The organism is Mesorhizobium sp. M4B.F.Ca.ET.143.01.1.1, assembly GCF_004792275.1.
GTDB lineage: Bacteria > Pseudomonadota > Alphaproteobacteria > Rhizobiales > Rhizobiaceae > Mesorhizobium > Mesorhizobium abyssinicae.
In genome coordinates this window covers 442,763-469,598 of sequence record NZ_SRSR01000005.1, presented here as the reverse complement: position 1 = coordinate 469,598, position 26,836 = coordinate 442,763, and the positions used below count along the sequence as shown (strand labels likewise).

Sequence of the window (26,836 nt, the reverse complement as noted above, 5' to 3'; positions counted from 1 at the left end):
GAAGCTTTCCGGATCGGGTATCCAATCGGCATCCAGTTGCTCGGCGATATGGTTGAATTCTACCTCAGGACAAGAGTGAGTAGAGCAGCCCCGCTACGAAAATCCTATCCTGGTTCGTTTGACGCATCGACTATTCAGATTGATTGGCGTGATACCCGGCGCGGCCGCAACACGCTAGGCCGTCAACCGCTGAGCAGAAAACCAGCCTTCGCCTTCCGCGGCGGCGGACCTCGTCAGCCTTTCGAAAGCTTGCCTGAGTAGGTTGCTCATGTGATCTGTGGAAGTGAGGCTAGCGTGCACCCGTACAAACTGGACATTCATCGTAGCAGCTTGGCTGCAGGTGCAGCACGCCGTACCGCACGAGCAAGCGGACAAGCCGGCCAAGCCGGTTTTGAGCAGCACTTGGGCGAATTGCAGGCGGCGGATGAGTTGATGAGTGCACCAGGCGAGGATGTCCTCGTCAATGGCTCGCATGGCAAAGGTGAGTTGAGACCAACGAAGAGGCAGAGGATCCAAAGCAATCTGCAGCATGCTGTCACTGAGCGGCAACCAGGTCAGGTTGGTGACTCAGGCGCTCGCGCGATGATGCAACTCCCTGCCCATCAGGTGGGTACATCGGAACGGGAGGCGCAGCTCGCGATGCAGGGGGATGAGCACGAATACACCCCAGCGCCGCATCTCGATGGGTCGATGCCCTCGACAGTGCAGCCGGATCGTCCAATTGTGGCCCCCGACGGTGCCGACAAGCGTCCTGTTTATTCCAACGATGCCACCGCCATCGAAGGGCTGAAGTCTGCACTCCTTGCGGGTAAAGCCAGGCCGGACACGGTCACTCGCAGCGCAAATTCTCTTTTCGGCTTTAGTCGTTGGCTCTTTCAAAACAAAAAGCCAGGGTTTGCTGCTCGGCTTTACCATCCGTCGCTGAGCCAGGATCTCGAGGAGTACGAGAGTAGGGGTGGTTCCTCCACAGTGGCTGGCGCACTGCGTCAACTGATGAAGCCGATAGGCGGAGCCGCCCCGATTGTGGGTCGCGCTGTCCTGAACCCCCATCCTGACGACGCCGCGCTCACTAGACATTTCAGATCCGCGAGCGGCTACGCAACTGCTCTTAACCATTTCAGTCATTACCTACGTCAAAATGACAAGCTCGGGATTGCGGGCCGGATTTACGATGAATCGCTGGATAAAGATGTTGAGAGCTACAAGGCCGCCTCCTCTACTCGTGGAGCTCCGATCGAATCTGCACTGGTTTATATCCGCAAGCACCCGCCGCGCGTTATACTCGGGAGTCATCTGGAAAACGCGGTCAGCATGGAGGCTCGTCCCCGTGGCGACGCTGCTCAGCATACCGCACCACAGCAGGGATTCGATTGGCCAGAGGAGCTCCTGCCGGTAGGTTATAAGGAGGGCACCGATCTACCGTTGTCTCTCGCCCCAACCGCGCACCAACACCAAGCACCCGACTTTGGAGAGGCCGTCCCTCACTTGAACTGGCGCCACGGCGACCAGGGCGCCCCGGAGGGGCTGGTAGCTGCACGGGACAGGAGCAGCCCGCTGCCAAGCGAGGCGGTGCCACATAAATCTGGACGGGGACTCGCTACGCAGCCCAGATTGTGGGCGGAGAAATCCGCCTCGCCAGAGCTCTTTCGACGGCGGGCGGAGCAGGCTCTGCCGGCGTCCGCCAGAGGTGTGGAGACATCCTCCGCGGTTGATGAAGCCGCCGCTCGCCAAGCTTTGGCTTGGTTGCAGCAGGAGATGGAGGGGATCGAACCGATGCAGGATCCTCATAAGGTGGCTACACCGGAATCTGAGGCGCAGCTCGTCAGGCAGAGGGATGAACACGAATCCACCCCAGCACCGCATCCCGGAGGTGGTGGTTCGATGTCCTCGACAGTGCAGCCGGATCGTCCAATTGTAGTCCCCAACGGTTCCGACAAGCGTCCTGTCTATTCCAACGATGCGACCGCTATCGAAGGGCTGAGGGCAGCATTCCACGCGGGTAAGGCCAGCGCGAACACGGTCACTTTCAATGTAAATTCTCTTTTCGGCTTTAGTCGGTGGCTCCTTCAAAACAACAAGCCAGGGTTTGCTGCTCGGCTTTACCATTCGTCGCTGGATCAGGATCTCAAGGAGTACGAGAGTACGGGTGGTTCCTCCACCGTGGCTGGCGCACTGCGTTACCTCAAGAAGTCGACAAGCGGAGCCCCGATTATGGGTCGCCCTCTCGTGATCCCCTATCCTGACGATGCCGAGCTCATTAGAGATTACAGAGCCGCTTCGACCAAGGAGTACCTGGCAGCGCCTGCGACCGGACGGAATCCAGATACCGTGGGCGGCTATACAAATTTTCTTAGACATTTTAGCCAGTATCTGCGTCAAAATAACAAGCCTGGGATTGCCGCTCGGATTCACGACAAATCGCTGGATAAAGATGTTGAGAGCTTCAAGGCTGTCTCCTATGGTAATAGACTAAGTATCGGTTCTGCATTGGCTCACCTCCGGGATATCCTGCCGCGCATTGTGCTCGGGCGCGAAACTGTCCTTGCTGCTCATCCGGCAGACGCAGTCACCAGGCGCGTTGGGGCCGCTGCTGAAGCTGGGCCAGCGGCACCGGCAAGAGCTCCCCAACCCGCCTCGCCAGCAACCGCTAAGCTGCCAGGCACCTACCGCGGCCTTCCACTGGTTGATGTGACCACACTGACGACCAGTTCCTCTGGGGCTCAGATCGGGGCGCTCGATCCGACAGCCCCGTCCAACGTTGCAACGGGGCGGGTGCTCGGCGCCGCCGAATGGCTGAGCGACGCCCATGTCCAGAGAGATTACAATTTGCTGGAGCGGCAACTGCAGGGGATCAATCCGGCGCTCGCTGCCCGGACTCGGCTGGTGGATCCTTCCGTATCCCATCTACTGCGACACACGTCGCCGCAAGACGCTCGAGGCATATTGCAGTCCATCTATAATCAAAACAACGCCACAGCCGACTTCCTGTTCTTGCCAGTGAATAATGGCACGGCTACTAGCCCCGGCACCCATTGGTCGCTGCTGCTCGTTGATCGCCGCGACCCCGAAAGGCGGTTCGCCTATCACTACGACTCCCTCCAGCGAGAGGGATATAACGACGTGCCTGCAAAACAGCTCGCAGGACTGCTGAATGCTACCTTGGCGCCAGCCCCCATGGCCAGACAGACGAACCATTATGATTGCGGCGTATTTGTCCTGGAGGGCACGTGGGCGCTGGTTGAACGATTGGTGAAAGGGCAGCGGCCAGACCACGAGCCGCTGCCCCTCGACAACCTCGTTGCCGATCGGCAGGCGCTGCAAGACCGGCTAAGGAGGCGCTTGCCGCACGAGGAAGAGCCGCGGCAGCTGCTGGAGGATGAACCCGCCTCCCCACCGATGATGGCATTCGAGCCAGGGGAACTGCGGCAACTGTTGGAAGACGAGCCTGACTCCCCACCAATGATGGCGTTCGAGTCAGGGGAACTGCGGCAACTGTTGGAAGACGAGCCTGCCTCCCCACCAATGATGGCGTTCGAGTCAGGGGAACTGCGGCAACTGTTGGAGGACGAGCCTGCCTCCCCACCAATGATGGCGTTCGAGCCAGGGGAACTGCGGCAGCTGTTGGAGGATGAACCCGCTTCCCCACCGATGATGGCGTTCGAGCCAGGGGAACTGCGGCAGCTGTTGGAGGATGAACCCGCTTCCCCACCGATGATGGCGTTCGAGCCAGGGGAACTGCGGCAACTGTTGGAAGACGAGCCTGCCTCCCCACCAATGATGGCGTTCGAGCCAGGGGAACTGCGGCAACTGTTGAATGATGAGCCTGCCTCCACTTGGGCACAAATCAATTCGACCCCACATGCGCGAGCGGACGGTGTTCATCAGCCAGCCCAGGCGCCCTGGCTCCCTGAACGCAGAAGATAACTTTGCGGAGGAGCGGTCACGCAACTGTCGGCGGCGCCGGGCCTCAGGGTGAATGGAGAGGATGGTGTCGCGTGAAGGCGCAACACGCGTGCTGACCGACCTGCATAGTAGGAAGTCGTTCATTGCTCCCAAATCGTATGTGAGGAACATTCCTGTCCCGGCTGCACCGCGCGATGCTAGGTCGCGTTGTTCAGCGGGCCAAGCCGATGACACCTACGAAGCTACTGATCGGGCAGATCGCCGTTGTGTGCGCAATTGTCATTATCGGCGTATGGACGGCAACCCAATGGTGCGCTCAAATGCTGACCTACCAGACGCCTCTCGGCGCACCATGGTTTCTCTTCGCCGGCTGGCCAATCTACAAGCCGTGGAAGCTGTTTGAATGGTGGTTCCACTTCGATGCTTATGCGCCGGAGGTCTTCGACAAAGCCGGTACGCTTGCAGGCGCCAGCGGATTCCTGGGCTGTGCCGCCGCAATCGCAGGCTCGCTTTTGCGCGCGCGACAGCGCGGGTCGGTTACGACCTATGGGTCTTCACGGTGGGCCACGACTCATGAGGTCGAGACGGCAGGGTTGTTACGGCCGGCGGGCGTTTTCCTCGGTAGGCTGAACGATCGCTATCTGCGCCATGACGGCCCGGAGCACGTCATGGCATTTGCGCCGACGCGTTCGGGCAAGGGCGTGGGGCTGGTTGTTCCAACGCTACTTTCCTGGACCGGGTCTGCCATCATTCATGATATAAAAGGCGAAAATTGGCAGTTGACCTCCGGCTGGCGGTCGAAATTCTCGTACTGCCTTCTGTTCAATCCGACCGACCCGAGATCGGCACGCTACAACCCGCTGCTGGAGGTGCGCAAAGGCCCAGATGAGATCCGGGACGTTCAAAACATCGCCGACATCCTCGTCGATCCCGAGGGCGCGCTGGAGCGACGGAATCACTGGGAGAAGACCAGCCATTCACTCCTAGTTGGCGCCATTTTGCACGTGCTCTACGCTGAAGAGGACAAGACGCTAGCCCGCGTCGCCACCTTCCTGTCGGACCCGCAACGCTCGTTTGCCGCAACGCTACGGCGGATGATGACGACAAACCATCTCGGGACGGGGCATAACCCTCAGGTCCATCCCGTAGTGGCCTCGGCGGCTCGCGAACTCCTGAACAAGTCGGAAAACGAGCGCTCAGGCGTCCTCTCGACCGCCATGTCCTTTCTTGGGCTTTATCGTGATCCAACGGTCGCGGCGGCCACTTCGTCCTGCGACTGGCGCATCGCTGACCTAGTGGATGGAGAGCGACCGCTGTCGCTCTATCTGGTCGTGCCGCCTTCGGATATCTCGCGCACCAAGCCTTTGGTGCGACTGATCTTGAACCAGATCGGCAGGCGGTTGACGGAGCGTCTGGAGGGGGACCCGAAGAAGAGCCGTAAGCATCAGCTGCTCATGATGCTGGACGAGTTTCCGGCGCTCGGTCGCCTCGACTTCTTCGAAACGGCGCTCGCCTTCATGGCAGGTTATGGCATTCGCTCCTATCTGATCGCACAATCTTTGAACCAGGTTTCAAAGGCCTATGGCGAGAACAATGCTATTCTCGACAATTGCCACGTGCGAATTGCCTTTTCCTCCAATGACGAACGCACGGCCAAGCGCATCTCGGATGCCCTCGGCACCGCAACCGAACTTAGGTCGATGCGCAACTATGCGGGCCATCGGCTTGCGCCCTGGCTTTCACATGTCATGGTGAGCCGCCAGGAAACCGCGCGCCCGCTCCTGACGCCAGGCGAGGTGATGCAATTGCCGCCGTCAGACGAATTGGTCCTGGTTTCTGGGTTGCCGCCGATCCGCGCCAAGAAGCTGCGCTATTATCAGGATCAGAATTTCACAGATCGGGTGCTGCCTGCGCCGGTGCTGCACGACGGACCCTATGCGGACTGCCCTGCATCACGCCCGGACGGCTGGACTGGACAAGTGTGCAGCGTCGATAGCCGACTTGCTGCGGACGAGGAAAGCGCCGACGCGCCAGTTGAAGACGAGGGAGGCGTTCAGCAGCAACGCCATCCAAGCCTGCCCGAAGAAGACGTTGTTGTCTCTCAAGAGCCCGATCAGGCCGATCTGTACAAGCCCGCAGACGATGACAGCGAAGCGCTCGCGGACAAGCGTGTCATGGATCGGATTTCCACTGCGGCCCGCGCCTACGGTATCAACGAGGGCAGGGGCGACGATGTCATTCCCGGCTTCTGAAGTCCGCTGAGTTGCAGAGCGCACCTCAGCGTAGATAACGGCCATAAGCAATTTTGAGCGTCTGGCCGATGCTTCTCCCGTCGCCGGCGCAACGCCGGGCCGTCGGAACGAGCCGCATGAAGCCGCACCGCATTCGCCATCAGTTTCTGCTTGAGCCGGAGCTCAGCGAGAAACTGGACAACCTCAGTCGCGATCCGTCAACGACCAAATCAGCGATCGTGGCGAAGGCGATCGAGGCGTTCATCGAGCGGCGTGGCGAGAGCGAGTTCGATCGGCGCTACGGCGTAAGGCTTGACCGGCTCTCCCGCGATCTTGCCCACGTCAGGCGCGATTCCGAGGTGATCCTGGAGAGCCTGGCGCTCTTCATCCGCTTTTCGATCACCCTTCACGCCCACACGCCGGTCCCGGATCGGGCAACGCAGGCTATTGCCCAAGAGCGTTTCGAGAAATTCGTTGAGAAGGTCGGCCGCCAGATCGCTTCCGGCAAAAAGTCGCTTAGCAAAGACAATGGTGGGGGAGGGGAAGGATGAGCTCTCATCCCGAGGCCGACCACCGGCGGCGTGTCATGCTGCGCACCGCCATGGGTCCGGCAATCACCGAAGCCCTGGCCGATCCGTCCGTCATCGAGGTGATGGTCAATCCCGACGGCGCGCTGCGACTCGACCGGTTAGGCGAAGGTCGGGTCGATACCGACGTTCACATGCACCCGTCCGAGGCAGAACGTATCATCCGCCTGGTTGCTTCGCACGTGCGCGCCGAGGCGCACGCCGACAACCCGATCGTCAGTGCCGAATTGCCGTCTGGCGAACGCTTCGAAGGCCTGCTGCCACCTGTGGTGTTGGCGCCATGTTTTGCCATCCGCAAGCCCGCCGCGAAAGTCTACACCCTGGCCGACTATGTTGCCGAACGCATCATGCTGCCGCTGCAGGCCGATGCGCTGAAAAAGGCCGTCCGCGAGCGGCGCAACATGCTGATCGCCGGCGGCACTTCCTCGGGGAAGACAACACTCGCCAACGCTCTGCTGGCTGAAGTCGCCGAATGCGACGATCGGGTGATCCTGATCGAGGACACACGCGAACTGCAGTGCGCGGCCAGGGACTGCGTTGCCCTGAGAACAAGGCGGGGCTCGGTCACCCTTGCCGATCTCGTGCGCTCGACGCTGAGGCTCAGGCCGGACCGCATCATCGTGGGCGAGGTGAGGGGCGCGGAAGCGCTCGACATGCTGAAGGCATGGAACACCGGGCACCCAGGCGGCATCGCTACCGTACACGCCAATTCCGCGCGCTCGGCTCTCTATCGCATTGAGCAACTCGCCCAGGAAGCGGTGGTCACCGTTCCCCGCCGGCTCATCGCTGAGGCGATAGATCTGATCGTCTTCATAGCGGGACGCGGCTCGTCGCGCCACATCGACGCAATCGCCGAGGTCACCGGTCTCGACGGCAGCGGCGATTACGCCGTTGCCCCGCTCACGCTTTCGCAACTCCAGCAGCTTTGAAAGGCCTTCCTCATGCGCAAGAAGCTTCGCTTTCTTTCGTCCACAGCGCTCGCGTTTCTTAACACGGCCCCGGTTTATGCCGCCGGCTCCGGCATGCCGTGGGAGCAGCCGCTGCAGCAGATCCTGGAGTCCGTGCAGGGACCGGTCGCCAAGATCGTTGCGGTGATCATCATTATCACCACCGGCCTGACGCTTGCCTTCGGCGACACCGCCGGTGGTTTTCGGCGCCTGATTCAGATCGTCTTCGGTCTGTCAATCGCCTTCGCGGCATCGAGCTTCTTCCTCTCCTTCTTCTCCTTCGGTGGTGGGGCGCTCGTCTGATGGCCGCCGGGGAGCAGCATATCGAGGGCTTCGCAGTACCGGTCCACCGGGCGCTGACCGAGCCGATCCTGCTCGGCGGGGCTCCGCGCGCGGTGGCGATCCTCAACGGTACAGTGGCCGCGGCCATTGGCTTCGGCTTGCAGCAATGGATTGCTGGTCTGGTGCTTTGGATCGCAGGCCACTCGTTAGCGGTGTTTGCCGCAAGACGCGATCCGGACTTCGCCAGCGTGCTTGTGCGCCACCTACGTCTGAAGGGGTGGCTTGCATGCTGAACCTTTCGGAATATCGAAGCAAAGCCGACCGGCTTGCCGACCATCTACCCTGGGCTGCCTTGGTGGCGCCCGGCATCGTGCTCAACAAGGACGGCAGCTTTCAGCGGACGTTGCGGTTCCGCGGCCCGGATCTCGAAAGTGCGACGGAGGCTGAACTCGTCGGCATTTGCGCCCGGGCGAACAATGCTCTCAGACGCCTTGGCTCTGGCTGGGCATTGTTCTTTGAGGCCGAGCGCACAGAAGCGCTGGGCTATCCGAACTCGCATTTTCCTGACGCCGCGTCGTGGCTGGTCGACGAAGAACGCCGCGCTGCTTTCGAGGGGAAGGTAGCGCACTACGAGAGCCGCTATCATCTGACCTTGGTGTTTATGCCACCGCCGGACGCCCAGGCGCGCGCAGAAAGCGCGCTCGTCGACTCTCATTATTCCCGAGGAGAAAGAGACTGGCGCCAGGATCTGGCGAGGTTCCGTGACGAGACCAACCGCGTGCTCGATCTCTTCTCGGGTTTCATGTCCGAAGTACGCGTCCTCGATGATGCTCAGACGTTGACCTACCTCCACGGCACGATTTCGCCTCGTCGCCATCCTATCATGGCCCCGGAAACGCCGATATATCTGGATGCAATCCTGGTCGATGCGCCGCTTACCGGTGGCCTGGAGCCGATGCTGGGTGAGCAGCATCTTCGCACACTGACCATCCTCGGCTTTCCGAACCTCACCCGGCCCGGAATCCTCGATACCCTCAATCATCAGGATTTCGCCTATCGCTGGATGACGCGCTTCATTCCGCTCGAGAAAACGGAAGCCACGAAGACGCTGACGCGATTGCGCCGGCAGTGGTTTGCCAAGCGCAAATCGATCGTGGCAATCCTACGCGAGGTCATTACCAACGAGCCGGTCCCGCTTGTCGATAACGATGCCGACAACAAGGCGCTCGATGCCGACGAAGCCCTTCAGGCATTGGGCGGTGATCATGTGAGTTTCGGCTATCTCACCACCACCGTGACGGTGTGGGGCGAGGATCGCCAAGCCGCTGCAGAGAAGCTTCGCGCGGTCGAGCGCATCATCAATGGGCTCGGCTTCACCACGATCCGAGAAGGCGTCAATGCGGTCGAGGCTTGGCTCGGCTCATTGCCTGGCCATGTCTACGCTAACGTTCGCCAACCGCTCGTTCATACATTGAACCTTGCCCATCTCATGCCGCTGTCGTCGGTTTGGGCCGGTCCTGCGACAAACGAGCATCTCGCGAAAGTCACCCAAACCGAAGCGCCACCGCTTTTCGTTGCCGAGACCAGTGGGTCGACACCGTTTCGGCTTTCCACCCACGTCGAAGATGTCGGCCACATGCTGGTTGTTGGTCCGACCGGCGCCGGCAAGTCGGTTCTGCTTGCTCTGATTGCTCTGCAGTTCAGGCGCTATGCCGGCGCCCAGGTTTATGTCTTCGACAAAGGCAATTCGGCCCGTGCTGCAACACTTGCCATGGGTGGAGAACACCACGCGCTAGGAGCGGACGGTTCCCTTGCCTTTCAGCCACTGCGCAGCATCAACGACCAGGCTAGCCGAAGCTGGGCGGCCGAATGGATCGCCAGCCTTGTTGCCCACGAGAACGTCACCGTCACGCCGGAGGTGAAGGAGGCTATTTGGTCAGCGCTGGCCAGCCTTGCCACCGCGCCGGCGCAGGAACGCACACTGACCGGTCTTTCGGTCCTGCTTCAATCCAATGCGCTGAAGACCGCATTGATGCCCTACACGCTCGACGGTCCCTTCGGCCGCCTGCTCGATGCCGATCATGATGGGCTGGCCTTGTCGGATGTGCAGTGTTTCGAGACCGAGGAGTTAATGCACAGCCAAGGCGCTTTGCTGCCGGTGCTTACCTATCTGTTCCAGCGACTTGAGGAACGGTTCGACGGACGGCCCACGCTGATCATGCTCGACGAGGCGTGGGTCTATCTCGACAATCCGCTGTTCGCCGCCCGCATCCGCGAATGGCTGAAGGTGCTGCGAAAGAAGAACGTGTCGGTTGTCTTCGCTACGCAGTCGCTGGCTGATATCGCGGGCTCTGGCATAGCGCCGGCAATCATCGAAAGCTGCCCGCAGCGCATTTTCCTTCCCAATGATCGTGCCGTGGAACCCCAGGCGCGCACAGCCTACGAGCGCTTCGGTTTAAGCGAGCGGCAGATCGAATTGATCGCCCGCGCCACGCCGAAGCGTCAGTATTATCTGCAATCGCGCCGCGGCAACCGTCTGTTCGAGCTCGAGCTTGGCCCCATCGCTCTTGCGCTTTGCGGTGCTTCCGATCCGGCCACGCAGACTCTGATCGACAGGATCATGTCCGAAGACGGGCAAGGCAGCTTTGCCTCGCAGTTCCTGATCGCGCGCGGCCTCGATTGGGCCGGCGAACTTCTCAAGCAATTCCCTCAACCAGACAAGGAGCAATTCTCATGATGCGGCGACGCCTTCTCTCCGGCCTGATCACCGTTTCCCTGATCGCCAAGCCTATGGCCGACTATGTGCAGCCCGCGTACGCCCTTATCGTGTTCGATCCGTCCAATTATGCGCAGAACGTGCTGACGGCCGCGCGCGCATTGGAGCAGATCAACAACCAAATCCAGTCGCTGCAGAATCAGGCGACCATGCTGCAGAACATGGCGCGCAATCTTCAGCGTCTGGATTTCTCTTCCGTTGGCCAACTCACCGGTTCGCTCCATCGCATCGACGGCTTGATGGACCAGGCGAGTGGCCTCAGCTTTGATCTGGGCAAGCTTCAAGACCAGTGGCGCAGCCAATATCCGGAAAGCTACGACGCCACGATCAAAGTCAGCGATGTGGCGAGTGCTGCGCGGGAGCGTTGGCAAACCGCCATGCAGGCGTTCCGCCAGACCATGGGTGTCCAGTCGCAAATCGTCGAGAACGTCCGCGCCGACGGCGATCTGCTCGCCGATCTCGTCAACCGCAGCCAAGGGGCGGCCGGTGCGCTTCAGGCAAGCCAGGCCACCAACCAGCTGATGGCGCTTTCGACAAAACAGCAGATGCAGATCCAGACGCTGCTCGCAACGCAGTTTCGAGCTGAGGCCGAGGATGCCGCCCGCAAGGCCCAGTCAGACGAAGCCGCCCGCGAGATGACGAAGCGGTTCTTGGGTACCGGCTCGGCTTATCCCGGCAATTAATCACGAGTTCATCACGACGAGAAAGGCAGCGGCATGAACGACCTTGGCGTCATCGATCGCTTCATGGAGACCTTCATCCGCTACATCGACAGCGGGTTCGGTCTGCTATCGGGCGACCTCGCCTTCCTCACTACCATTCTGATCGGCATTGACATCACACTTGCCGGCCTGGCGTGGGCGCTCGGCGACGAAACCAGCGTTCTCGGCCGGCTTGTCCGCAAGGTGCTCTATGTTGGCGTCTTCGCCTTCATTCTGAACAATTTCAAGAACCTCGCCGATATCGTTTATCGTTCTTTTGCCGGTCTCGGGATTAAGGCGTCGGCCGGCAATCTGTCGGCAGACAATCTCTTGCGCCCGGGCCGCATTGCCGCGACCGGTTTCGAAGGTGCTTGGCCAATGCTTGACCAAGCCAGTCAGCTCCTGGGCTTCCCGGAAATCTTCGGCAACGCACTGACCATCTTCGTGCTGCTGATGGCCTGGTTCCTGGTTATCATCGCCTTCTTCATCCTTTCCATCCAGCTTTTCATCACCATCCTAGAGTTCAAGCTCACCACGCTGGCAGGTTTTGTTTTGGTTCCATTCGCACTTTGGAACCGTTCAGCGTTCCTGGCCGAACGCGTGCTCGGCCATGTTATCTCGTCAGGCATCAAGGTGATGGTGCTCGCCGTCATTGTCGGTATCGGCTCCACGCTCTTCGGGGAGTTCGCTTCCGCATTGCAAGGCAAGGAGCCGGATCTTGCCGGTGCCATGTCCCAGGTACTGGGCGCACTGGCACTGCTTGGCCTTGGCATTTTTGGGCCGGGGATCGCGTCGGGTCTTGTCTCAGGCGCACCGCAGCTTGGGGCGGGCGCCGCCCTCGGCACGACCGCGGCGGCAGCGGGTGTATCACTCGTTGCTGGAGGCACAGCATTTGCTGGCGCGCGTATGGCAACCAGCGGCGGTCTCGCCGCCATCCGAGCCGGCACAACAATGGGATCGGCTGCTTCCACGTCATGGCAGATCGGGCGCGCAACCTCGCCCGACGCTGGCCTCTCCGGTGTGGCTGCTGGAATGCATGGTGTAACCAGTGCAGCTGGCGGCGCCGCTATACGCATAGCGCGATCCGCCACTGCAAGTGTTGGGCGCAACGCCGATGCCGGGCGCGATGCCGCGTGGACCGCGACCGGCGGCGCGCCGACAGCGTCAATGACCGAACGCTCTGCCGGTTCGGCCACTGTTTCGGCGCCGACGTGGGCAAGGCGCCTACGTTCTGAACAGACCGCCCGGGCAAATCGCCACGCTGCCATGCAAGCTGTCCGAGACGGAGACCGGCCGGGAGGCAGCGCCAACCCCTCTCTCAACGACAAGGATGACTAGATGCTCTTCAAGCGACCCGTGCACCGTTACGGCAAAACACCCGAACCGGTCACGCCGTATCAAAAAGCCGCCCAACTGTGGGACGAGCGCATCGGCTCATCTCGACTGCAGGCCAGGAACTGGCGGATCATGGCCCTTGGCTGCCTGGCCTTGGCGACCGGGCTTTCCGGCGGACTCGTATGGCAGTCGATGCAAAGCCGTGTCGTGCCTTATGTCGTCGAGGTCGATGGCTTCGGCGAGACGCGCGCCGTCGCGCCGGCGGTCCGGAATTATGAGCCCTCGGATGCTCAGATCGCCTGGCATCTCGGCCGCTTCATCCAGAATGTCCGTTCCGTTTCCACCGATCCGGTTTTGGTTCGGCAGAACTGGTTGGCAGCGTACGACTTTGCTAGCGATCGCGCAGCGCTCTTCCTCAACGAATACGCCAAGGCGAACGACCCCTTCGGTCAGATCGGAACGCGCAGTGTTTCGGTACAGGTCACCAGCGTGGTCAGAGCCTCCGAAAGTTCATTCCAGGTCAAATGGACCGAGCAGGTGTTTGAGCGCGGAAGCCTTGCCAGCACGATGCGCTGGACTGCGATCCTCACGATCGTGATCCGCTCGCCAAGCAATACGGATCAGCTGCGCAAGAATCCGCTCGGCGTCTTCATCAATGCCATTGACTGGTCACGCGAGCTCGACAGCGCCGTCCCAGCCCCCCTTTCTCCGACGGAGTCCACCAATGAAAGGTAAAATGTCACCGATTCGTGCCGTGCTGATCCTATCGGTGTCGGCAGCGGTCGTTTCCGCTTGTGCATCGAAGAAGGTGCCGCCGCCTGAGATTTCCTATGACGCTGCCGACTTCAAACCGGCCGCGATCGAAAAAGCGCCGGAGAGGCCGATTAGAATTGTCGAGGTGCCAAAACCACTGCCGCTGCCTGGCCAAATGCAGCCCGAGCCCGGCAAGGCCGAGGACAAGCGCCCTCCTGAAGAACGCGTCGCTGATGCCAACAAAGCCGCGACCCAGCAACCCACCAAGTACGGGTATGTTAATGCAGTGCAAGTCTACCCCTTCACCGATGGCGCGCTTTATCAACTCTATGCCGCGCCGGAGCGCGTGACCGACATCGCTCTGCAGCCGGGCGAGAAACTAACCGCCGTGTCGGCTGGCGACACCGTGCGCTGGGTCATTGGCGATACCGCAAGCGGCACCGGTGACAATCAGCGCACCCATGTTCTGGTAAAACCCTTCGCGCCGGGTCTTGCCACCAATGTCGTCATTACGACGGACCGGCGGACCTATCATTTGCAGCTTCAAAGCACCGAGAAGACCGCAATGGCGGCAATCTCCTGGACCTACAGCCAAGACCAGATCATCGCGCTTCGCCAGCGCAATGCTCAAGCCGAGGCAGTTACACCGGTCGCGTCGAACATCGCGCTCGAAAACCTTCGCTTTCGCTACTCAATCAGTGGCGACACACCGCCCTGGAGACCGACGCGAGCCTTCGACGACGGCAGCAAGGTCTATATTGAGTTCCCTCGTCGCATAGATCAGGGCGAGGCGCCACCACTCTTCATCGTCGGCGCAGATGGGAGCAGCGAGCTCGTCAACTATCGCGTGCGCGGCAACTATTACATCGTCGATCGGCTCTTCGCCGCGGCCGAACTTCGCCTCGGCACCAAGCGGCAGCAGGTGATCCGCATCAGCAGGATTGACGGCAGGCAACCGCAACGGCGGATCTCGCTCTTTCGCGGCAGCCGGCGAGGTGAGGGCTCATGATCGAAAATTCCCGCTCTGGCATCCCGCCGAAACTGGATCCCGAGGAACTGCAGCTTCGGGCCTCTCCCCGCCGCGTGGTGCGGTTCAGGCGCGGTGTGATCATCGCTATCGCAGCGCTCGGATCCGGCGCTGTCTTCGGCGTTACCATGATCGCCCTCCAGGGGCCGGCCCTTCGCATCAGGGATCAGGCGGAAGATCTCTACAACACTGAGCGCAAACCAACCGCCGAGGGACTCGATACGCTTCCCCATGACTATTCCGGCATGAAGCCAAAGCCTCCCGTCCTTGGGCTACCTTTGCCGGGCGACCTCGGCCGCCCCATCCTCGAGCGGCAGCGCCAGCTCGGCATCGTGCCGGGCCAAGACATCTCGGCCGAGGAGCAGCGTCTAGCGCAGCAGGCGATCGAAGCGCGTGAATCGCGGGTGCTTTTCCGCGTCGAAAATCGAGCTCAACAGACAGATGTCGGAGAGAGCGTGCAAACTGCTCAGCATCCATTTGAGGCGCTTCCCCAATCCGAAGCAGGACGCGCGTCAGCCTCGGTGGCGGCGGCGGAAGGCGACCAGAACAATCAGCAGCGAAAGCTTGATTTTCTCAGCCAGCGGAGCACTGGCGGGATCTACAATCCGCATGCGCTTCAGACGCCGATCTCGCCATATCAACTGATGGCTGGCAGCGTGATTGCCGCCAGCCTGATCACCGGCATCAATTCCGATTTGCCGGGCCTTGTCGTCGCGCAAGTCACCGAAAATGTGCACGACACGGTCACGGGCAACATATTGCTGATTCCGCAGGGCTCACGTCTTATCGGCGTCTACGACAGCGTCGTCGCGTTCGGGCAAAAGCGAGCGCTGCTGGTCTGGCAGCGCATTCTGCTGCCCGACGGCTCGTCGGCCGAAATCGACAATCTGCCCGCGAGCGACACCGCCGGCTACGCAGGGCTGGAAGACAAAGTCGATTTCCACACTTGGCAGATGATCAAGGGAGTGGCGCTTGCCACATTGCTCGGTGTCGGCACAGAATTCAGCCTCGGCGAAAACGAGAGCGATCTGGTCAAGGCGATCCGGGAATCAGCCCAGCAGAACGCCAGTCGAGCCGGCCAGCGCATCACCGAAAAAAACCTCAATATCCAGCCCACCATCGTCGTCCGCCCAGGTTGGCCACTGCGCGTCATCGTGCACAAGGACATCGTGCTGCGGCCATACGCCAGTTGAGCAGGAGTTATCATGGCTGACCTGAAACTTGGAAAACTTCCGGACCGAACAGCTTCGAAGATCACCATTACCGTCAGCGCGGAGCTGAGCCAAACACTCAAGGAGTATGCTGCACTTTACCGTCAGACCTATGGTCAGTCTGAAACCGTGGCAGAACTCATCCCTTTCATGCTGGCGGCGTTTCTGGAAGGCGACCGAGCCTTTGCCAGGGCCAGAAAAGAACGTCTGCCGACGGAGCTTGCCGGAAAATCGTGACTCCTCCGCTAGGGCAGCTGGAACATTGCCTAGCTGTCGCGACCTACCTGCTCCTCGCGAAGCATAGGATCAAACCCCTTGGAATGTAGGTATGCGCAAGAGAGGATGTGGAAGGAGATACCGCGCAACAGCCTAAGTTTGCATTTTCGATTTGATGCGGTAGTCGCCTATGAGCGGTCAAAACGAACGCAGCTGGTTCGCCGATCGACCAAACGGCGAGCGCACTGTGCTTTGCTCAGACCGCCACCGAGTGCCTCGCCGTTCCCCCTTTGAAATATGTATCGAACTTGGCCGCGATGGTTCGAATGAAGGGGCGACTTTCAGTCCGTACGAGGAAACTGTCACCATCGAATTCAAGCGCTCGGGCAGGATCGTGGAGTGCGATGGACCTCGAGCGATGAAGGAGCTGCTCGCCGGCTTTGCCGAACCGCTCCACCAGATCGACTGCCGAGAAGGCAAAATCACACATCAGCCGCTCGATGATCCAGCCACGGACGCGATCGTCGTCGGAAAGGGCAACGCCGCGGACGGCAGCCAACCCGCCATCCGCAACCATGCGCCCGTACCCGGCAGTCGAAGCCATGTTTTGCACGTAGCCTTGGCGAAAACGACCGATGGACGAAGGGCCAAGTCCGATCAGTGTCGGGCAGCGATCCTCAGTGTAGCCCTGAAAATTGCGATGCAAAACCCCTGCGCGGGCCGCTATGGCCAGCGCATCGTCGGGCTTCGCGAAATGATCGAGTCCTATTGCCTCATATCCCTTGGCGACAATTGCCCGCGCCGCGAGTTGAGATTGGGCGAAACGCTCAGTGGGACTCGGCAGCCATGCCTCGTCGATCATCGTCTGATGCTTCTTGAACCAGGGCACATGTGCGTAGCCGAACAGGGCCATCCGGTCTGGCTCCAAGGTCAGTGCCTGCGCCACCGTGGAACAGATCGTCTCGCGTGTCTGATTCGGGAGCCCGTAGAGCAGGTCCAGATTGACCGATTCGACGCCCCGCGAACGAACCCCGTCGACGACTGCCTTGGTCTGCAAAAAACTCTGCTCACGATTAATTGCTTTTTGCACTTGCGGATCGAAATCCTGCACGCCGAGGCTCGCCCGGGTTACGCCGATTTGAGCAAGTGCATCAAGGCGCGCCTTGTCCATGTCGTTGGTTTCGATTTCGATGCTGACCGTAGCATCCGGGAGAAAGTCGAAGCTGTCCCGCAAGGCCGCTCCAAGAGCAACCATATCATCGGGCCTCAGAATAGTTGGCGAACCGCCACCGAAGTGGATTGCACGGACATGTGCCTTGCCGCTCAGCAGACCGGCAATCGTGACGATTTCGGCATTCAGCGAGCGCAGATAAGCGGCCACCGGCTCATATTGGTGCGTCTGCTTGGTGTGGCAGGCGCAGAACCAGCAGAGCTTGTCGCAGTAAGGAATGTGCAGGTACAGCGAGATTTCGTCGCCGCTTTCCAGCGTCTCCAACCAGCCACGGTAAATGGCAGCATCGATCCCCGAATGGAAATGCGGCGCCGTCGGATAGCTGGTGTAGCGTGGGACGTTCTCGCTGAGTTTGACAGCTATTTCCGATTGCATCTCGCGTTCACCGTGTTGCCCGCCGGAACACTGCACGCATCGCTGAAGCAGACCCTGATCTCGATCAGCCGCGCTCATGGACAAACCGCCGCAGGATTTCTCTACCCTGGATGGGTATCCTGCCGGCAGTTAGGATCGGGTAAGGCGAACGCATGACCTTTCGGCAAGACATTCATAGTTCCGGCATTCCTGTTCTTTGCTTCCCTTGCGAGGCACGGCGTCGCGGTGTCTGCGGTGCGCTCGATCCAGACAATTTGGTTGGGCTCGCCAAGACTTGCTCGCGTCGCCGGATCGAGTCAGGAATGGAGTTGACCGGCGAGGCACAGAACGTCGACAGCTACTCCAACGTGCTTTCAGGCGTTGTAAAGCTATCAAAGAGCCTGTCGGATGGGCGCCAGCAGATCGTCGGTCTCCAGTTTGCACCGGATTTTCTGGGACGTCCTTTCAAGGTGGAAAGCTCGATCAATGCGGAAGCGGCAACAGCAGTCACGCTGTGTTCGTTTCCGCGAGCGGCCGTCGAACGGATGATGAAGGCGTCACGGGAATTCGAGCATCGCCTGCTCAAACAGACGCTGAATGAACTCGATGAGGCGCGCGAGTGGATGGTGACGCTGGGGCGCAAGACAGCTCCGGAAAAGGTAGCGACTTTTCTCCTCATGATGGCCCGGAATATCGATTCCAGTCTCGATGCGGCTTCCGGGTCGGCGTCCTTCGATCTGCCGCTGACGCGTGTCGAAATGTCTGATTTCCTTGGAATCACCAACGAGACCGTGAGCCGCCAACTGACGCGATTGCGGGCTGACGGGGTGATTCGGATTGAGAACGCACGCCATGTGACGGTGGACAGCATAAGCCGTCTGGAGAAGCGCTGTGGCGGCGGACGCGAGCGGCCCTAAGCGGCGAGGCCATGTCGCATGACTCCGGGGCGGGCCGTGTTTGCCTTTTAATGCGATGTTGCCGCGCCTTCGACGAAGCGGCGTCACGGTCGAGACAAACAGCTTTCGGGCTTTGATAGGAACGTGACCAATCGCCAGGTGTGTTTCGGCACATACCGGCGAAGCATGGTCCTTAATCTGCCACGGCTCGGCGGAACGATCGCGTTCGTTTCCAATGGGATCCGAACAACGTTTGGCAGGGCATCGGCAATAGCATCCAACGCGCGCAGGGCCTCAGCTTTCGCCTCAGCGATCGCGTCTGCGCCCGCCCAACCCAGGGAACGCCTTCCATGAGGGGGGTGAGCCCGCGCTGCGTTCCTCGTTCATTCGCCACCTGCTGATTGCGCCGCCGACACAAAATCTTGCGGCCTGACATAGATCAGGGCGAGGGGGCGGCGGCTGCGCGATTAGTGCGCTGCGGATTTGGCATCCACCAGATTCGAGATCGGGATCTGCAATGAAATTCGGCACAGAGATCGTCCTTCTAAGCGTGTTCGCTTTTGCGGCCCTGGTGGCCGCCGGCTTCGGCGTGGATGAACCTTTCCGCCGACACATGTGGGTGTTGTTCTTCGCAGTGGCTGGTTTCACTGCGATCCTGTTGCGCAACACGGAGTTCAAGCCAGCAGCTCCGATTGACCCATCCGCTTACATGGATGGTCCGATCCGCTACGGCGCGATCGCCACCGTGTTCTGGGGTGTCGTCGGCATGCTGGTCGGCGTGGTGATCGCGCTGCAGCTCGCCTACCCCGATCTCAACATCCAGCCCTGGTTCAATTTCGGTCGTTTGCGGCCGTTGCACACATCCGGTGTCGTCTTCGCCTTCGGCGGCAACGCGCTGCTTTGCACGTCTCTGTATGTCGTGCAGCGCACCTGCCGCGCCCGCCTCTTCGGCCGTGATCTGGCCTGGTTCGTCTTCTGGGGCTACCAGCTGTTCATCGTCATGGCCGCGACCGGCTACCTGCTCGGCATCACCGAGGGCCGCGAGTACGCCGAACCCGAATGGTATGTGGATGTCTGGCTGACCATCGTCTGGGTCGCCTACCTCATTCTGTTCCTTGGCACGATCCTGAAGCGCAAGGAACCGCATATCTACGTGGCCAACTGGTTCTACCTGTCGTTCATCGTCACCATCGCGATGCTGCATGTGGTCAACAACCTGTCCATACCAGTCTCGTTCCTGGGCTCCAAGAGCTACTCCGCCTTTTCAGGGGTCCAGGACGCCTTGACGCAATGGTGGTACGGCCACAACGCGGTCGGCTTCTTTCTCACCGCCGGCTTCCTCGGCATGATGTATTATTTCGTGCCCAAGCAGGCGAACCGGCCAGTCTATTCGTACCGGCTGTCGATCGTCCATTTCTGGGCGATCATCTTTCTCTACATCTGGGCCGGGCCGCATCACCTGCACTACACCGCCTTGCCCGATTGGGCGCAGACGCTCGGCATGGTGTTCTCGATCATGCTGTGGATGCCGTCCTGGGGCGGCATGATCAACGGCCTGATGACGCTGTCCGGCGCCTGGGACAAGCTGCGCACCGATCCGATCATACGCATGATGGTGATGGCCGTCGCCTTCTATGGCATGTCGACCTTCGAAGGCCCCATCATGGCGATCCGGGCGGTCAATTCGCTGTCGCATTATACCGACTGGACGATCGGCCACGTCCATTCGGGCGCGCTCGGCTGGGTTGGCATGATCTCGTTCGGCGCAATCTACTACATGGTGCCGAAGCTCTGGAACCGGCAACGGCTCTACTCGTTGCGGCTGGTCACCTGGCATTTCTGGCTGGCGACACTTGGTATCGTTGTCTACGCCGCGGTGATGTGGGTATCCGGCGTCATGCAGGGCCTGATGTGGCGCGAATACGACGAGCAGGGCTTCCTGGTCTACTCCTTCGCCGAGACCGTCGCCGCCATGCACCCCTACTATGTCATGCGCGCCATCGGTGGGGCCATGTACCTCTCCGGCGCGCTGATCATGGCCTGGAACATCACCAGGACCATCCTCGGCCACCAGCGCGAGGAGGAGCCGATGCCGAGCCCCGTCGCCATCCGACCTGCGCGATCAGGAGCCAGGTAATGGGCTTGATGGACAAACACGCAATCATCGAGAAGAACGCCACGCTTCTTCTCGTTGGCTCGCTGCTCGTGGTGACGGTCGGCGGCATCGTCGAGATCGCGCCTCTCTTCTATCTCGACAATACGATCGAGAAGGTGGAAGGCATGCGCCCCTATTCGCCGCTCGAACTTGTCGGGCGCAACATCTATATGCGCGAGGGCTGCTACCTCTGTCATAGCCAGATGATCAGGCCGTTCCGCGACGAAGTTGAGCGCTATGGCCACTACAGCCTAGCTGCCGAGTCCATGTACGATCACCCCTTCCAGTGGGGATCGAAGCGCACCGGGCCGGATCTCGCCAGAGTTGGCGACCGCTACTCGAATGCATGGCATGTCGCGCATCTTACCGACCCGCGCTCGGTGGTGCCGGAATCGATCATGCCGAGCTATGGGTTCCTGAAAGACACGCCGATCGACGTGAAGGATTTCTCAACGCATCTGGTCGCCAACAGGCTTGTAGCCGTCCCTTACACCGATGACATGATCGTCCACGCCAATGCGGATCTGGCGGCGCAGGCCGATCCCAATGCCGACACATCAGGCCTTGAGGCGCGTTACCCAAAAGCCAAGATCGGCGACTTCGACGGCAACCCGCAACAGGTCACCGAAATGGATGCCCTGCTCGCCTACCTGCAGATGCTTGGCACACTGGTCGACTTCAAAAATTACGACGAAGCCGCCGGCTACCGCTGAGGAGAACGCTGATGACCTACAATTTGATGCGGGCGTTTGCCGACAGCTGGGGCCTGGTTGCGATGGCGCTGTTCTTCGTGGGGTGCATCGCCTTTGCCCTACGCCCCGGCAGCCGAAGGCTGGCCGACGAAGCGGCCCGCATTCCGCTCGAGGACGAGTGATCATGAGCGACGAGCATATCGATGAAATCTCTGGCGTCTCGACCACCGGCCACGAATGGGATGGCATCCGGGAGCTGAACAACCCGCTTCCCAGATGGTGGGTTATCACCTTTTACGTCACCATTGTCTGGGCGATAGGCTACACCATCGCCTATCCAGCATGGCCTCTGTTGCACTCGGCGACGAAGGGTGTGCTCGGCTATTCCAGCCGCAACGAGGTCAGGAACGAGCTGACTGCGGCTGAGGCCGCCAAGGGCAAATATATCTCGGCGGTGGAGTCCAAGAGCGTCTCGGAGATCTCCGCGGACGACGGCCTGCGCGAATTCGCAATCGCCGCCGGTGGCGCCGCTTTCAAGGTCAATTGCGTACAATGTCACGGCTCCGGCGCCCAAGGTTCCAAGGGCTTTCCCAATCTCAACGACGACGACTGGCTATGGGGCGGCAAGGCCGAGCAGATCCAGCAGACGATTACGCACGGCATCCGCTTCGCATCCGATCCGGACACGCGCCTGTCGGAAATGCCGGCCTTCGGCGACATCATTACCGCCGACCAGATCGCACAAGTCAGCGCCTACGTGGCCAGCCTTTCCGGCAAGGTCCGCGATGCAAGTCTGATCCAACCCGGCGCCAAGGTCTTTGCCGAGAACTGCGTCGCCTGTCACGGCGACAATGCAAAAGGCAACAGGGAATTCGGCGCCCCCGACCTGACCGATGCGATCTGGCTCTATGGATCCGGTGAGACAGCCATCGCCGCACAGGTCCGTGCGCCAAAACAGGGCGTCATGCCGGCCTGGGTTGGCCGTCTCGGCGAGATCAAGGTCAAGGAACTTGCAGTTTATGTCCATTCGCTTGGCGGCGGAGAATAGGAATGGAAGTCCTATTCTTCGGTCCCCCCTGCCAAGCGGACGAGGCCCGGCGTGAGCCGGGCCTCGACACCATCCCTAATGCGATCTGCACAACCCGGCAAGGCTATCCTACCGCGAGGCTTTACGACAGGTGCCCCTGACATTGGCTGGGAAAGTGGAGTTGCACATGCGTGATAAGACGCAGTTGACACGGCTCGAAACAGAAACTGTCAATTCCGCCAAAACCCGCAAGCCGCTTTATGCCGCGCGTCAAAAGATCTTTCCGAAGCGCGCCTCGGGCAACTTTCGTCGCTTCAAATGGCTGGTGATGACGATCACACTTGGCATCTACTACCTGGCTGCGTGGCTGCCTTGGGCTCGCGGTCCATTTGCCCCGGACCAGGCAGTCCTGCTCGATCTCGCGAACCGGCGCTTCTACTTCTTCTTCATCGAGATATGGCCCCAGGAATTCTTCTATGTGGCCGGCCTCCTGGTCATGGCGGGCGTCGGTCTTTTCCTGATCACCTCGACTGTCGGCCGTGCCTGGTGCGGCTATGCATGCCCTCAGACGGTGTGGGTCGATCTGTTCCTCGTCGTCGAACGTGCGATCGAGGGGGACCGCAACGCCCGCATGAAACTTGACGCAGGTCCCTGGACCGCGCGCAAGCTCATGCTGCGTGTGTCCAAGCACACCATCTGGCTGGTCATAGGGGCGGCGACTGGCGGCGCCTGGATCTTCTACTTTGCCGATGCACCGACGCTGCTCGGCGAGCTCTTCACCGGCACTGCGGCGCCCGTCGCCTACATCACTGTCGCCGTCCTGACGGCTACCACCTACACGTTCGGCGGTCTGATGCGCGAACAGGTCTGCACCTATATGTGCCCGTGGCCCCGCATCCAGGCGGCCATGCTCGATGAAAATTCCCTCACTGTCACCTACAATGACTGGCGCGGCGAACCGCGTTCGCGCCACGCCAAGAAGGTGCTGGCCGCAGGCCAGCCCGTGGGCGACTGCGTCGACTGCAATGCCTGTGTCGCGGTCTGCCCGATGGGGATAGACATTCGCGACGGCCAGCAGCTCGAATGCATCACTTGCGCGCTCTGCATCGACGCCTGTGACGGCGTCATGGACAAGCTCGGCAAGGAGCGTGGGCTGATCGCCTATGCGACGCTCTCCGACTACAACGCCAACATGATGCTGGCGACTGCAGGCGGGTCCAGCTCAGTCAATCCATCGCTGATCAGGACCGCTGATGGCCTGTTCTCCGACAAGGTGGCGCATTTTCACATCCGCAAGATCTTTCGGCCGCGCACCTACGTCTACATGGGCTTGTGGTCGCTGATCGGCCTCGGCCTGCTCTATTCGCTGCTGACGCGCGATCGGCTCGAACTGAACGTATTGCATGATCGCAATCCCCAGTTCGTCACGCTGACCGACGGATCCATCCGCAATGGCTATACCGTCAAGCTGCTCAACATGATCCCCGAGCCGAGGACGATCGTCGTAACCATGCAGGGCCTTGAAGGCGCTGACATGGTCGTCGTCGGCGACGACATCCCCGCAGGCCGTTCCTTCGCCATTCCGGTCGAACCCGACCGCCTGAAAATGCTGAGGGTCTTCGTTCGCCAGCCGGCGGACCAGATCCGCGCTCCGGCACAGACCTTCAAGTTCCGCGTCGAGGACAGAGCCAGCTTTGAGTCGAACGAGTACACCGCCACCTTCAACGCGCCGGAGCCCCTCAGATGACTGCCAATGTACAAAAGCCTCGTGAATTCACCGGCAGGCACATGCTGGTCATCATCCTGGCCTTTTTCGGCGTGGTCATCGCAGTCAATCTGACCATGGCAACGCTCGCCAGCACAAGCTGGACTGGCCTCGTCGTCGAAAACACCTATGTGGCGAGCCAGCAATTCAACAAGAAGGCCGAGGAAGGACGGGCGCAGGCAGCACTTGGCTGGACCGGCAAGCTGACCATCGCATGGGGCGAAGTTCGCTATGGCCTCGCCGACGTCGCCGGCAAGCCGGTTCCCTTGCACGGCGTCAAGGTGCTGTTTCGCCATCCCGCGTACGAGAAGGAGGACAAGTCGGTCACCCTCGCACCCGCCTCGGGCCAGGAATTCGCAGCCCAGCACATGCCGAAGGACGGCGTCTGGATTGTCGAAGTCGACGCCGACGCCGGTCTGGACAAACCGTATCGCGACGTCCGCCGGATCATGATTTCCAATGGAGCGCTGCAATGAGTTGTTGTGCACCGGGCGCCGAAATGGCGCTTGATCTGGTCAACACCGGATCGGTCCTGCCGTCCAGCCAGGAGATCAGGCTGGCGAGCCGATCGCTTGGCGATGATCTTCACCAGACCGATCTTTCAGTACCGACGGTTCATTGCGCAGGCTGCATCCAGACGATCGAGACGGCGCTGGGAAAGCTCGATCGCGTCGAGAGCGCCCGCGTCAACCTGTCGACGAAACGGGTCTCTGTCCGGTGGCGTGGTGACGAGGTCCCACCGTTCGTCGTCGCGCTTGGGCGGCTAGGCTACCAGGCGCATCTCTTCCCTTCCGAGGTCGGCGACAAGGACAGGACGTTATCGGATTTGATCCGCGCGGTCGCGGTTGCCGGCTTTGCGGCGGGCAACATCATGCTGCTTTCGGTCTCGGTCTGGTCCGGCGCCGAAGGTGCTACCCGCGACCTGTTTCACTGGGTCTCGGCGCTGATCGCCATTCCTGCCCTCGCCTTCGCCGGCGGCATCTTCTTCCGTTCGGCCTGGAATGCTTTGCGCCATGGCCGCATGAATATGGACGTGCCGATCGCGGTCGGTGTTTCGCTCGCCTACGCCATGAGCCTCTACGAGACGATCAACCATGGCGATCACGCCTATTTTGACGCGTCGGTATCGCTGCTGTTCTTCCTGTTGATCGGCCGCACGTTGGATCACGTGATGCGCGAACGTGCCCGGACCGCTGTGAAAGGCCTGTCCCAGTTGGCCGCACATGGCGCCATGGTGCTGCGCAGCGACGGCGCGCGCGACTATTTGCCGGTCGGCGAGATCGAACCAGGCATGCGGTTGTTGATCGCAGCCGGTGAGAGGATCCCCGTCGACGGCAAGATCATCCAGGGAACGTCGGATCTCGACTGCTCGCTGGCCTCAGGCGAAAGCACGCCGAAAAACGTGGCGCCGGGCGAAGCAGTTCAGGCCGGCGTGCTCAATCTTACCGGCCCGCTGACGATTGAGGCGACAGCCGCCGCGAAGGATTCGTTTCTGGCGGAAATGGTTCGTCTTATGGAAGCCGCAGAGGGCGGCCGCGCGCATTATCGCCGGATCGCCGATCGCGTTTCAGCGCTCTATGCCCCGGTGGTTCATCTCACAGCCTTCGCGACGTTCCTTGGCTGGATGGCGGTGACCGGCGACTGGCACCGGGCGATAACCATCGCCATTGCCGTTCTGATCATCACCTGCCCGTGCGCGCTCGGCCTCGCCGTACCGATCGTTCAGGTGGTCGCCGCGCGGCGCCTGTTTGAGAACGGCATCATGGTAAAGGACGGTTCTGCCATGGAGCGCCTGGCGACGATTGATACAGCGGTGTTCGACAAGACCGGAACGCTCACGCTCGGCCAGCCCCGGCTGGTCAATGCATCGTCGATCGATCCGGCCATGCTGGCAGTCGCGGGAGACATGGCTACGCATTCCCGCCATCCTTTTTCAAAGGCCATAGCCGGTTTTGCCCATCCCGGCGGGCAGTACAAATTTGATGCCGTCACCGAGCATCCAGGGTTTGGAATCGAAGCCACTGGAGCCGGAAGCACCTGGCGGCTAGGCCGACGCGGATGGGCTGGATGGAGAGCCCGGACCGGTGGTGAAGGCAAACATGGCGGAACCGTGCTGACAAAAGACGGGTTCATTGTCGCGACCTTCGATTTTGAGGACGCGCTGCGCGCAGACGCCAAGGCGGCGATCGGGCAATTGAGCCATGCCGGGGTGTCAGTGGAAATGCTGTCGGGCGATACTGCGGGTGCCTGCGGTGAAGTCGCAGAAATGCTGGGTGTCAAGGACTTCGTTCCGTGCCTGCTGCCATCCGGCAAGGTCGAGCGCATCGAGACCCTGGCGAAAGACGGACACAAGGTTCTGATGGTTGGCGACGGCCTCAACGACACGCCGGCGCTCAGCGCGGCGCATGTCTCGATCGCTCCAGCTACCGCCGCCGACATTGGCCGCAATGCCGCCGACTTCGTATTCCTGCGCGAAAGCCTTCTGGCAGTGCCTCTCGCGCTGGACGTCTCGCGCAAGGCGGGACACCTGATCCGCCAGAACATCGCGATTGCGATCGTCTACAATGCGGTGGCAGTACCAATCGCCATCCTCGGGCACGCCACGCCTTTGTTAGCGGCGATTGCCATGTCTGCCTCATCGGTGCTTGTTATTGGAAACGCATTGCGCTTGCACGGCTTCGGGGCGAATGCGACGCTGCAAGTTATTCAAAAAGTCGGACGCTCCGCAGTCAGCTATTCGGCATAAT

The 26,836-nt window shown here is 60.8% G+C and carries 22 protein-coding genes; 21 read left to right on the top strand and 1 reads right to left on the bottom strand.

The features are described from left to right. Nucleotides 1–402 precede the first annotated feature (402 nt). The 13 genes from EN786_RS15895 to EN786_RS15835 all read left to right on the top strand — a co-directional run bounded on the left by EN786_RS15895 (nucleotide 403) and on the right by EN786_RS15835 (nucleotide 15,990). Nucleotides 403–3,924, top strand: a complete 3,522-nt coding sequence (locus EN786_RS15895; RefSeq protein WP_245454737.1) for a Ulp1 family isopeptidase — start codon at nucleotides 403–405, stop codon at nucleotides 3,922–3,924. Nucleotides 3,925–4,130: 206 nt separating this feature from the next. Then, on the top strand, nucleotides 4,131–6,155 hold the full coding sequence (locus tag EN786_RS15890; RefSeq protein ID WP_024502848.1) for a conjugal transfer protein TraG: 2,025 nt from the start codon (nucleotides 4,131–4,133) through the stop codon (nucleotides 6,153–6,155). A 116-nt stretch (nucleotides 6,156–6,271) separates the two neighbouring features. Then, the gene (locus EN786_RS15885; protein WP_095488561.1) at nucleotides 6,272–6,685 is read left to right on the top strand and encodes a CopG family transcriptional regulator; all 414 of its coding nucleotides are present in this window, start codon (nucleotides 6,272–6,274) and stop codon (nucleotides 6,683–6,685) included. Then, a complete protein-coding gene (trbB, locus tag EN786_RS15880; RefSeq protein ID WP_024502850.1) occupies nucleotides 6,682–7,650 on the top strand; it encodes a P-type conjugative transfer ATPase TrbB in 969 nt (322 codons plus the stop codon). The genes EN786_RS15885 and trbB overlap by 4 nt, the downstream gene beginning before the upstream one ends. Nucleotides 7,651–7,662: 12 nt before the next feature. Then, the gene (locus EN786_RS15875; protein WP_126057781.1) at nucleotides 7,663–7,971 is read left to right on the top strand and encodes a TrbC/VirB2 family protein; all 309 of its coding nucleotides are present in this window, start codon (nucleotides 7,663–7,665) and stop codon (nucleotides 7,969–7,971) included. Next, complete coding sequence (locus tag EN786_RS15870) at nucleotides 7,971–8,243, top strand: VirB3 family type IV secretion system protein (RefSeq protein ID WP_024502852.1); 273 nt, start codon at nucleotides 7,971–7,973, stop codon at nucleotides 8,241–8,243. The genes EN786_RS15875 and EN786_RS15870 overlap by 1 nt, the downstream gene beginning before the upstream one ends. Beyond that, nucleotides 8,237–10,687 (top strand): conjugal transfer protein TrbE, encoded by a 2,451-nt coding sequence (trbE, locus tag EN786_RS15865; RefSeq protein WP_126057782.1) that lies wholly within the window; start codon nucleotides 8,237–8,239, stop codon nucleotides 10,685–10,687. Before EN786_RS15870 ends, trbE begins: the two co-directional genes overlap by 7 nt. Then, complete coding sequence (gene trbJ / locus EN786_RS15860; RefSeq protein ID WP_024502854.1) at nucleotides 10,684–11,409, top strand: P-type conjugative transfer protein TrbJ; 726 nt, start codon at nucleotides 10,684–10,686, stop codon at nucleotides 11,407–11,409. Before trbE ends, trbJ begins: the two co-directional genes overlap by 4 nt. Before the next feature lie 33 nt (nucleotides 11,410–11,442). Beyond that, the gene (gene trbL, locus EN786_RS15855; protein WP_126057783.1) at nucleotides 11,443–12,765 is read left to right on the top strand and encodes a P-type conjugative transfer protein TrbL; all 1,323 of its coding nucleotides are present in this window, start codon (nucleotides 11,443–11,445) and stop codon (nucleotides 12,763–12,765) included. After that, nucleotides 12,766–13,497 (top strand): conjugal transfer protein TrbF, encoded by a 732-nt coding sequence (gene trbF, locus EN786_RS15850; RefSeq protein ID WP_126063930.1) that lies wholly within the window; start codon nucleotides 12,766–12,768, stop codon nucleotides 13,495–13,497. A gap of 1 nt (nucleotide 13,498) precedes the next feature. Beyond that, the gene (trbG, locus tag EN786_RS15845) at nucleotides 13,499–14,524 is read left to right on the top strand and encodes a P-type conjugative transfer protein TrbG (protein ID WP_127232321.1); all 1,026 of its coding nucleotides are present in this window, start codon (nucleotides 13,499–13,501) and stop codon (nucleotides 14,522–14,524) included. Beyond that, nucleotides 14,521–15,735, top strand: a complete 1,215-nt coding sequence (locus EN786_RS15840; RefSeq protein ID WP_126057785.1) for a TrbI/VirB10 family protein — start codon at nucleotides 14,521–14,523, stop codon at nucleotides 15,733–15,735. Before trbG ends, EN786_RS15840 begins: the two co-directional genes overlap by 4 nt. A gap of 12 nt (nucleotides 15,736–15,747) precedes the next feature. Continuing rightward, nucleotides 15,748–15,990, top strand: coding sequence for a DUF2274 domain-containing protein (locus EN786_RS15835; protein ID WP_126057786.1), 243 nt, complete (start codon nucleotides 15,748–15,750; stop codon nucleotides 15,988–15,990). 235 nt (nucleotides 15,991–16,225) lie between these two features. Here the strand turns inward: EN786_RS15835 and hemN are convergent, their stop codons facing one another. Continuing rightward, entirely contained in the window at nucleotides 16,226–17,575 is a 1,350-nt protein-coding gene (gene hemN / locus EN786_RS15830) for an oxygen-independent coproporphyrinogen III oxidase (protein WP_126059321.1), read from the bottom strand. Between the two features lie 152 nt (nucleotides 17,576–17,727). Here hemN and EN786_RS15825 point away from each other — a divergent pair, with 152 nt between their 5' ends. From EN786_RS15825 to EN786_RS15790, 8 genes are all read left to right on the top strand, one after another. Beyond that, nucleotides 17,728–18,471 carry a Crp/Fnr family transcriptional regulator gene (locus EN786_RS15825; protein ID WP_126057787.1) on the top strand — a complete coding sequence of 248 codons (744 nt, stop codon included), beginning with the start codon at nucleotides 17,728–17,730 and terminating at the stop codon, nucleotides 18,469–18,471. Between the two features lie 496 nt (nucleotides 18,472–18,967). After that, entirely contained in the window at nucleotides 18,968–20,587 is a 1,620-nt protein-coding gene (ccoN, locus tag EN786_RS15820) for a cytochrome-c oxidase, cbb3-type subunit I (protein ID WP_126057788.1), read from the top strand. Further along, on the top strand, nucleotides 20,587–21,318 hold the full coding sequence (gene ccoO / locus EN786_RS15815) for a cytochrome-c oxidase, cbb3-type subunit II (RefSeq protein WP_126057789.1): 732 nt from the start codon (nucleotides 20,587–20,589) through the stop codon (nucleotides 21,316–21,318). Before ccoN ends, ccoO begins: the two co-directional genes overlap by 1 nt. A gap of 11 nt (nucleotides 21,319–21,329) precedes the next feature. Continuing rightward, on the top strand, nucleotides 21,330–21,479 hold the full coding sequence (locus EN786_RS15810; protein ID WP_024502864.1) for a cbb3-type cytochrome c oxidase subunit 3: 150 nt from the start codon (nucleotides 21,330–21,332) through the stop codon (nucleotides 21,477–21,479). Nucleotides 21,480–21,481: 2 nt separating this feature from the next. After that, nucleotides 21,482–22,345: a cytochrome-c oxidase, cbb3-type subunit III gene (gene ccoP, locus EN786_RS15805; RefSeq protein ID WP_126057790.1), complete on the top strand. Its 864-nt coding sequence runs from the start codon at nucleotides 21,482–21,484 to the stop codon at nucleotides 22,343–22,345. Nucleotides 22,346–22,511: 166 nt separating this feature from the next. Further along, nucleotides 22,512–24,071: a cytochrome c oxidase accessory protein CcoG gene (ccoG, locus tag EN786_RS15800; protein WP_126057791.1), complete on the top strand. Its 1,560-nt coding sequence runs from the start codon at nucleotides 22,512–22,514 to the stop codon at nucleotides 24,069–24,071. Continuing rightward, on the top strand, nucleotides 24,068–24,565 hold the full coding sequence (locus EN786_RS15795; protein ID WP_126057792.1) for a FixH family protein: 498 nt from the start codon (nucleotides 24,068–24,070) through the stop codon (nucleotides 24,563–24,565). The genes ccoG and EN786_RS15795 overlap by 4 nt, the downstream gene beginning before the upstream one ends. Beyond that, nucleotides 24,562–26,835 (top strand): cation-translocating P-type ATPase, encoded by a 2,274-nt coding sequence (locus EN786_RS15790; RefSeq protein WP_126059322.1) that lies wholly within the window; start codon nucleotides 24,562–24,564, stop codon nucleotides 26,833–26,835. Before EN786_RS15795 ends, EN786_RS15790 begins: the two co-directional genes overlap by 4 nt. The last annotated feature ends 1 nt before the right edge of the window (nucleotide 26,836 follow it).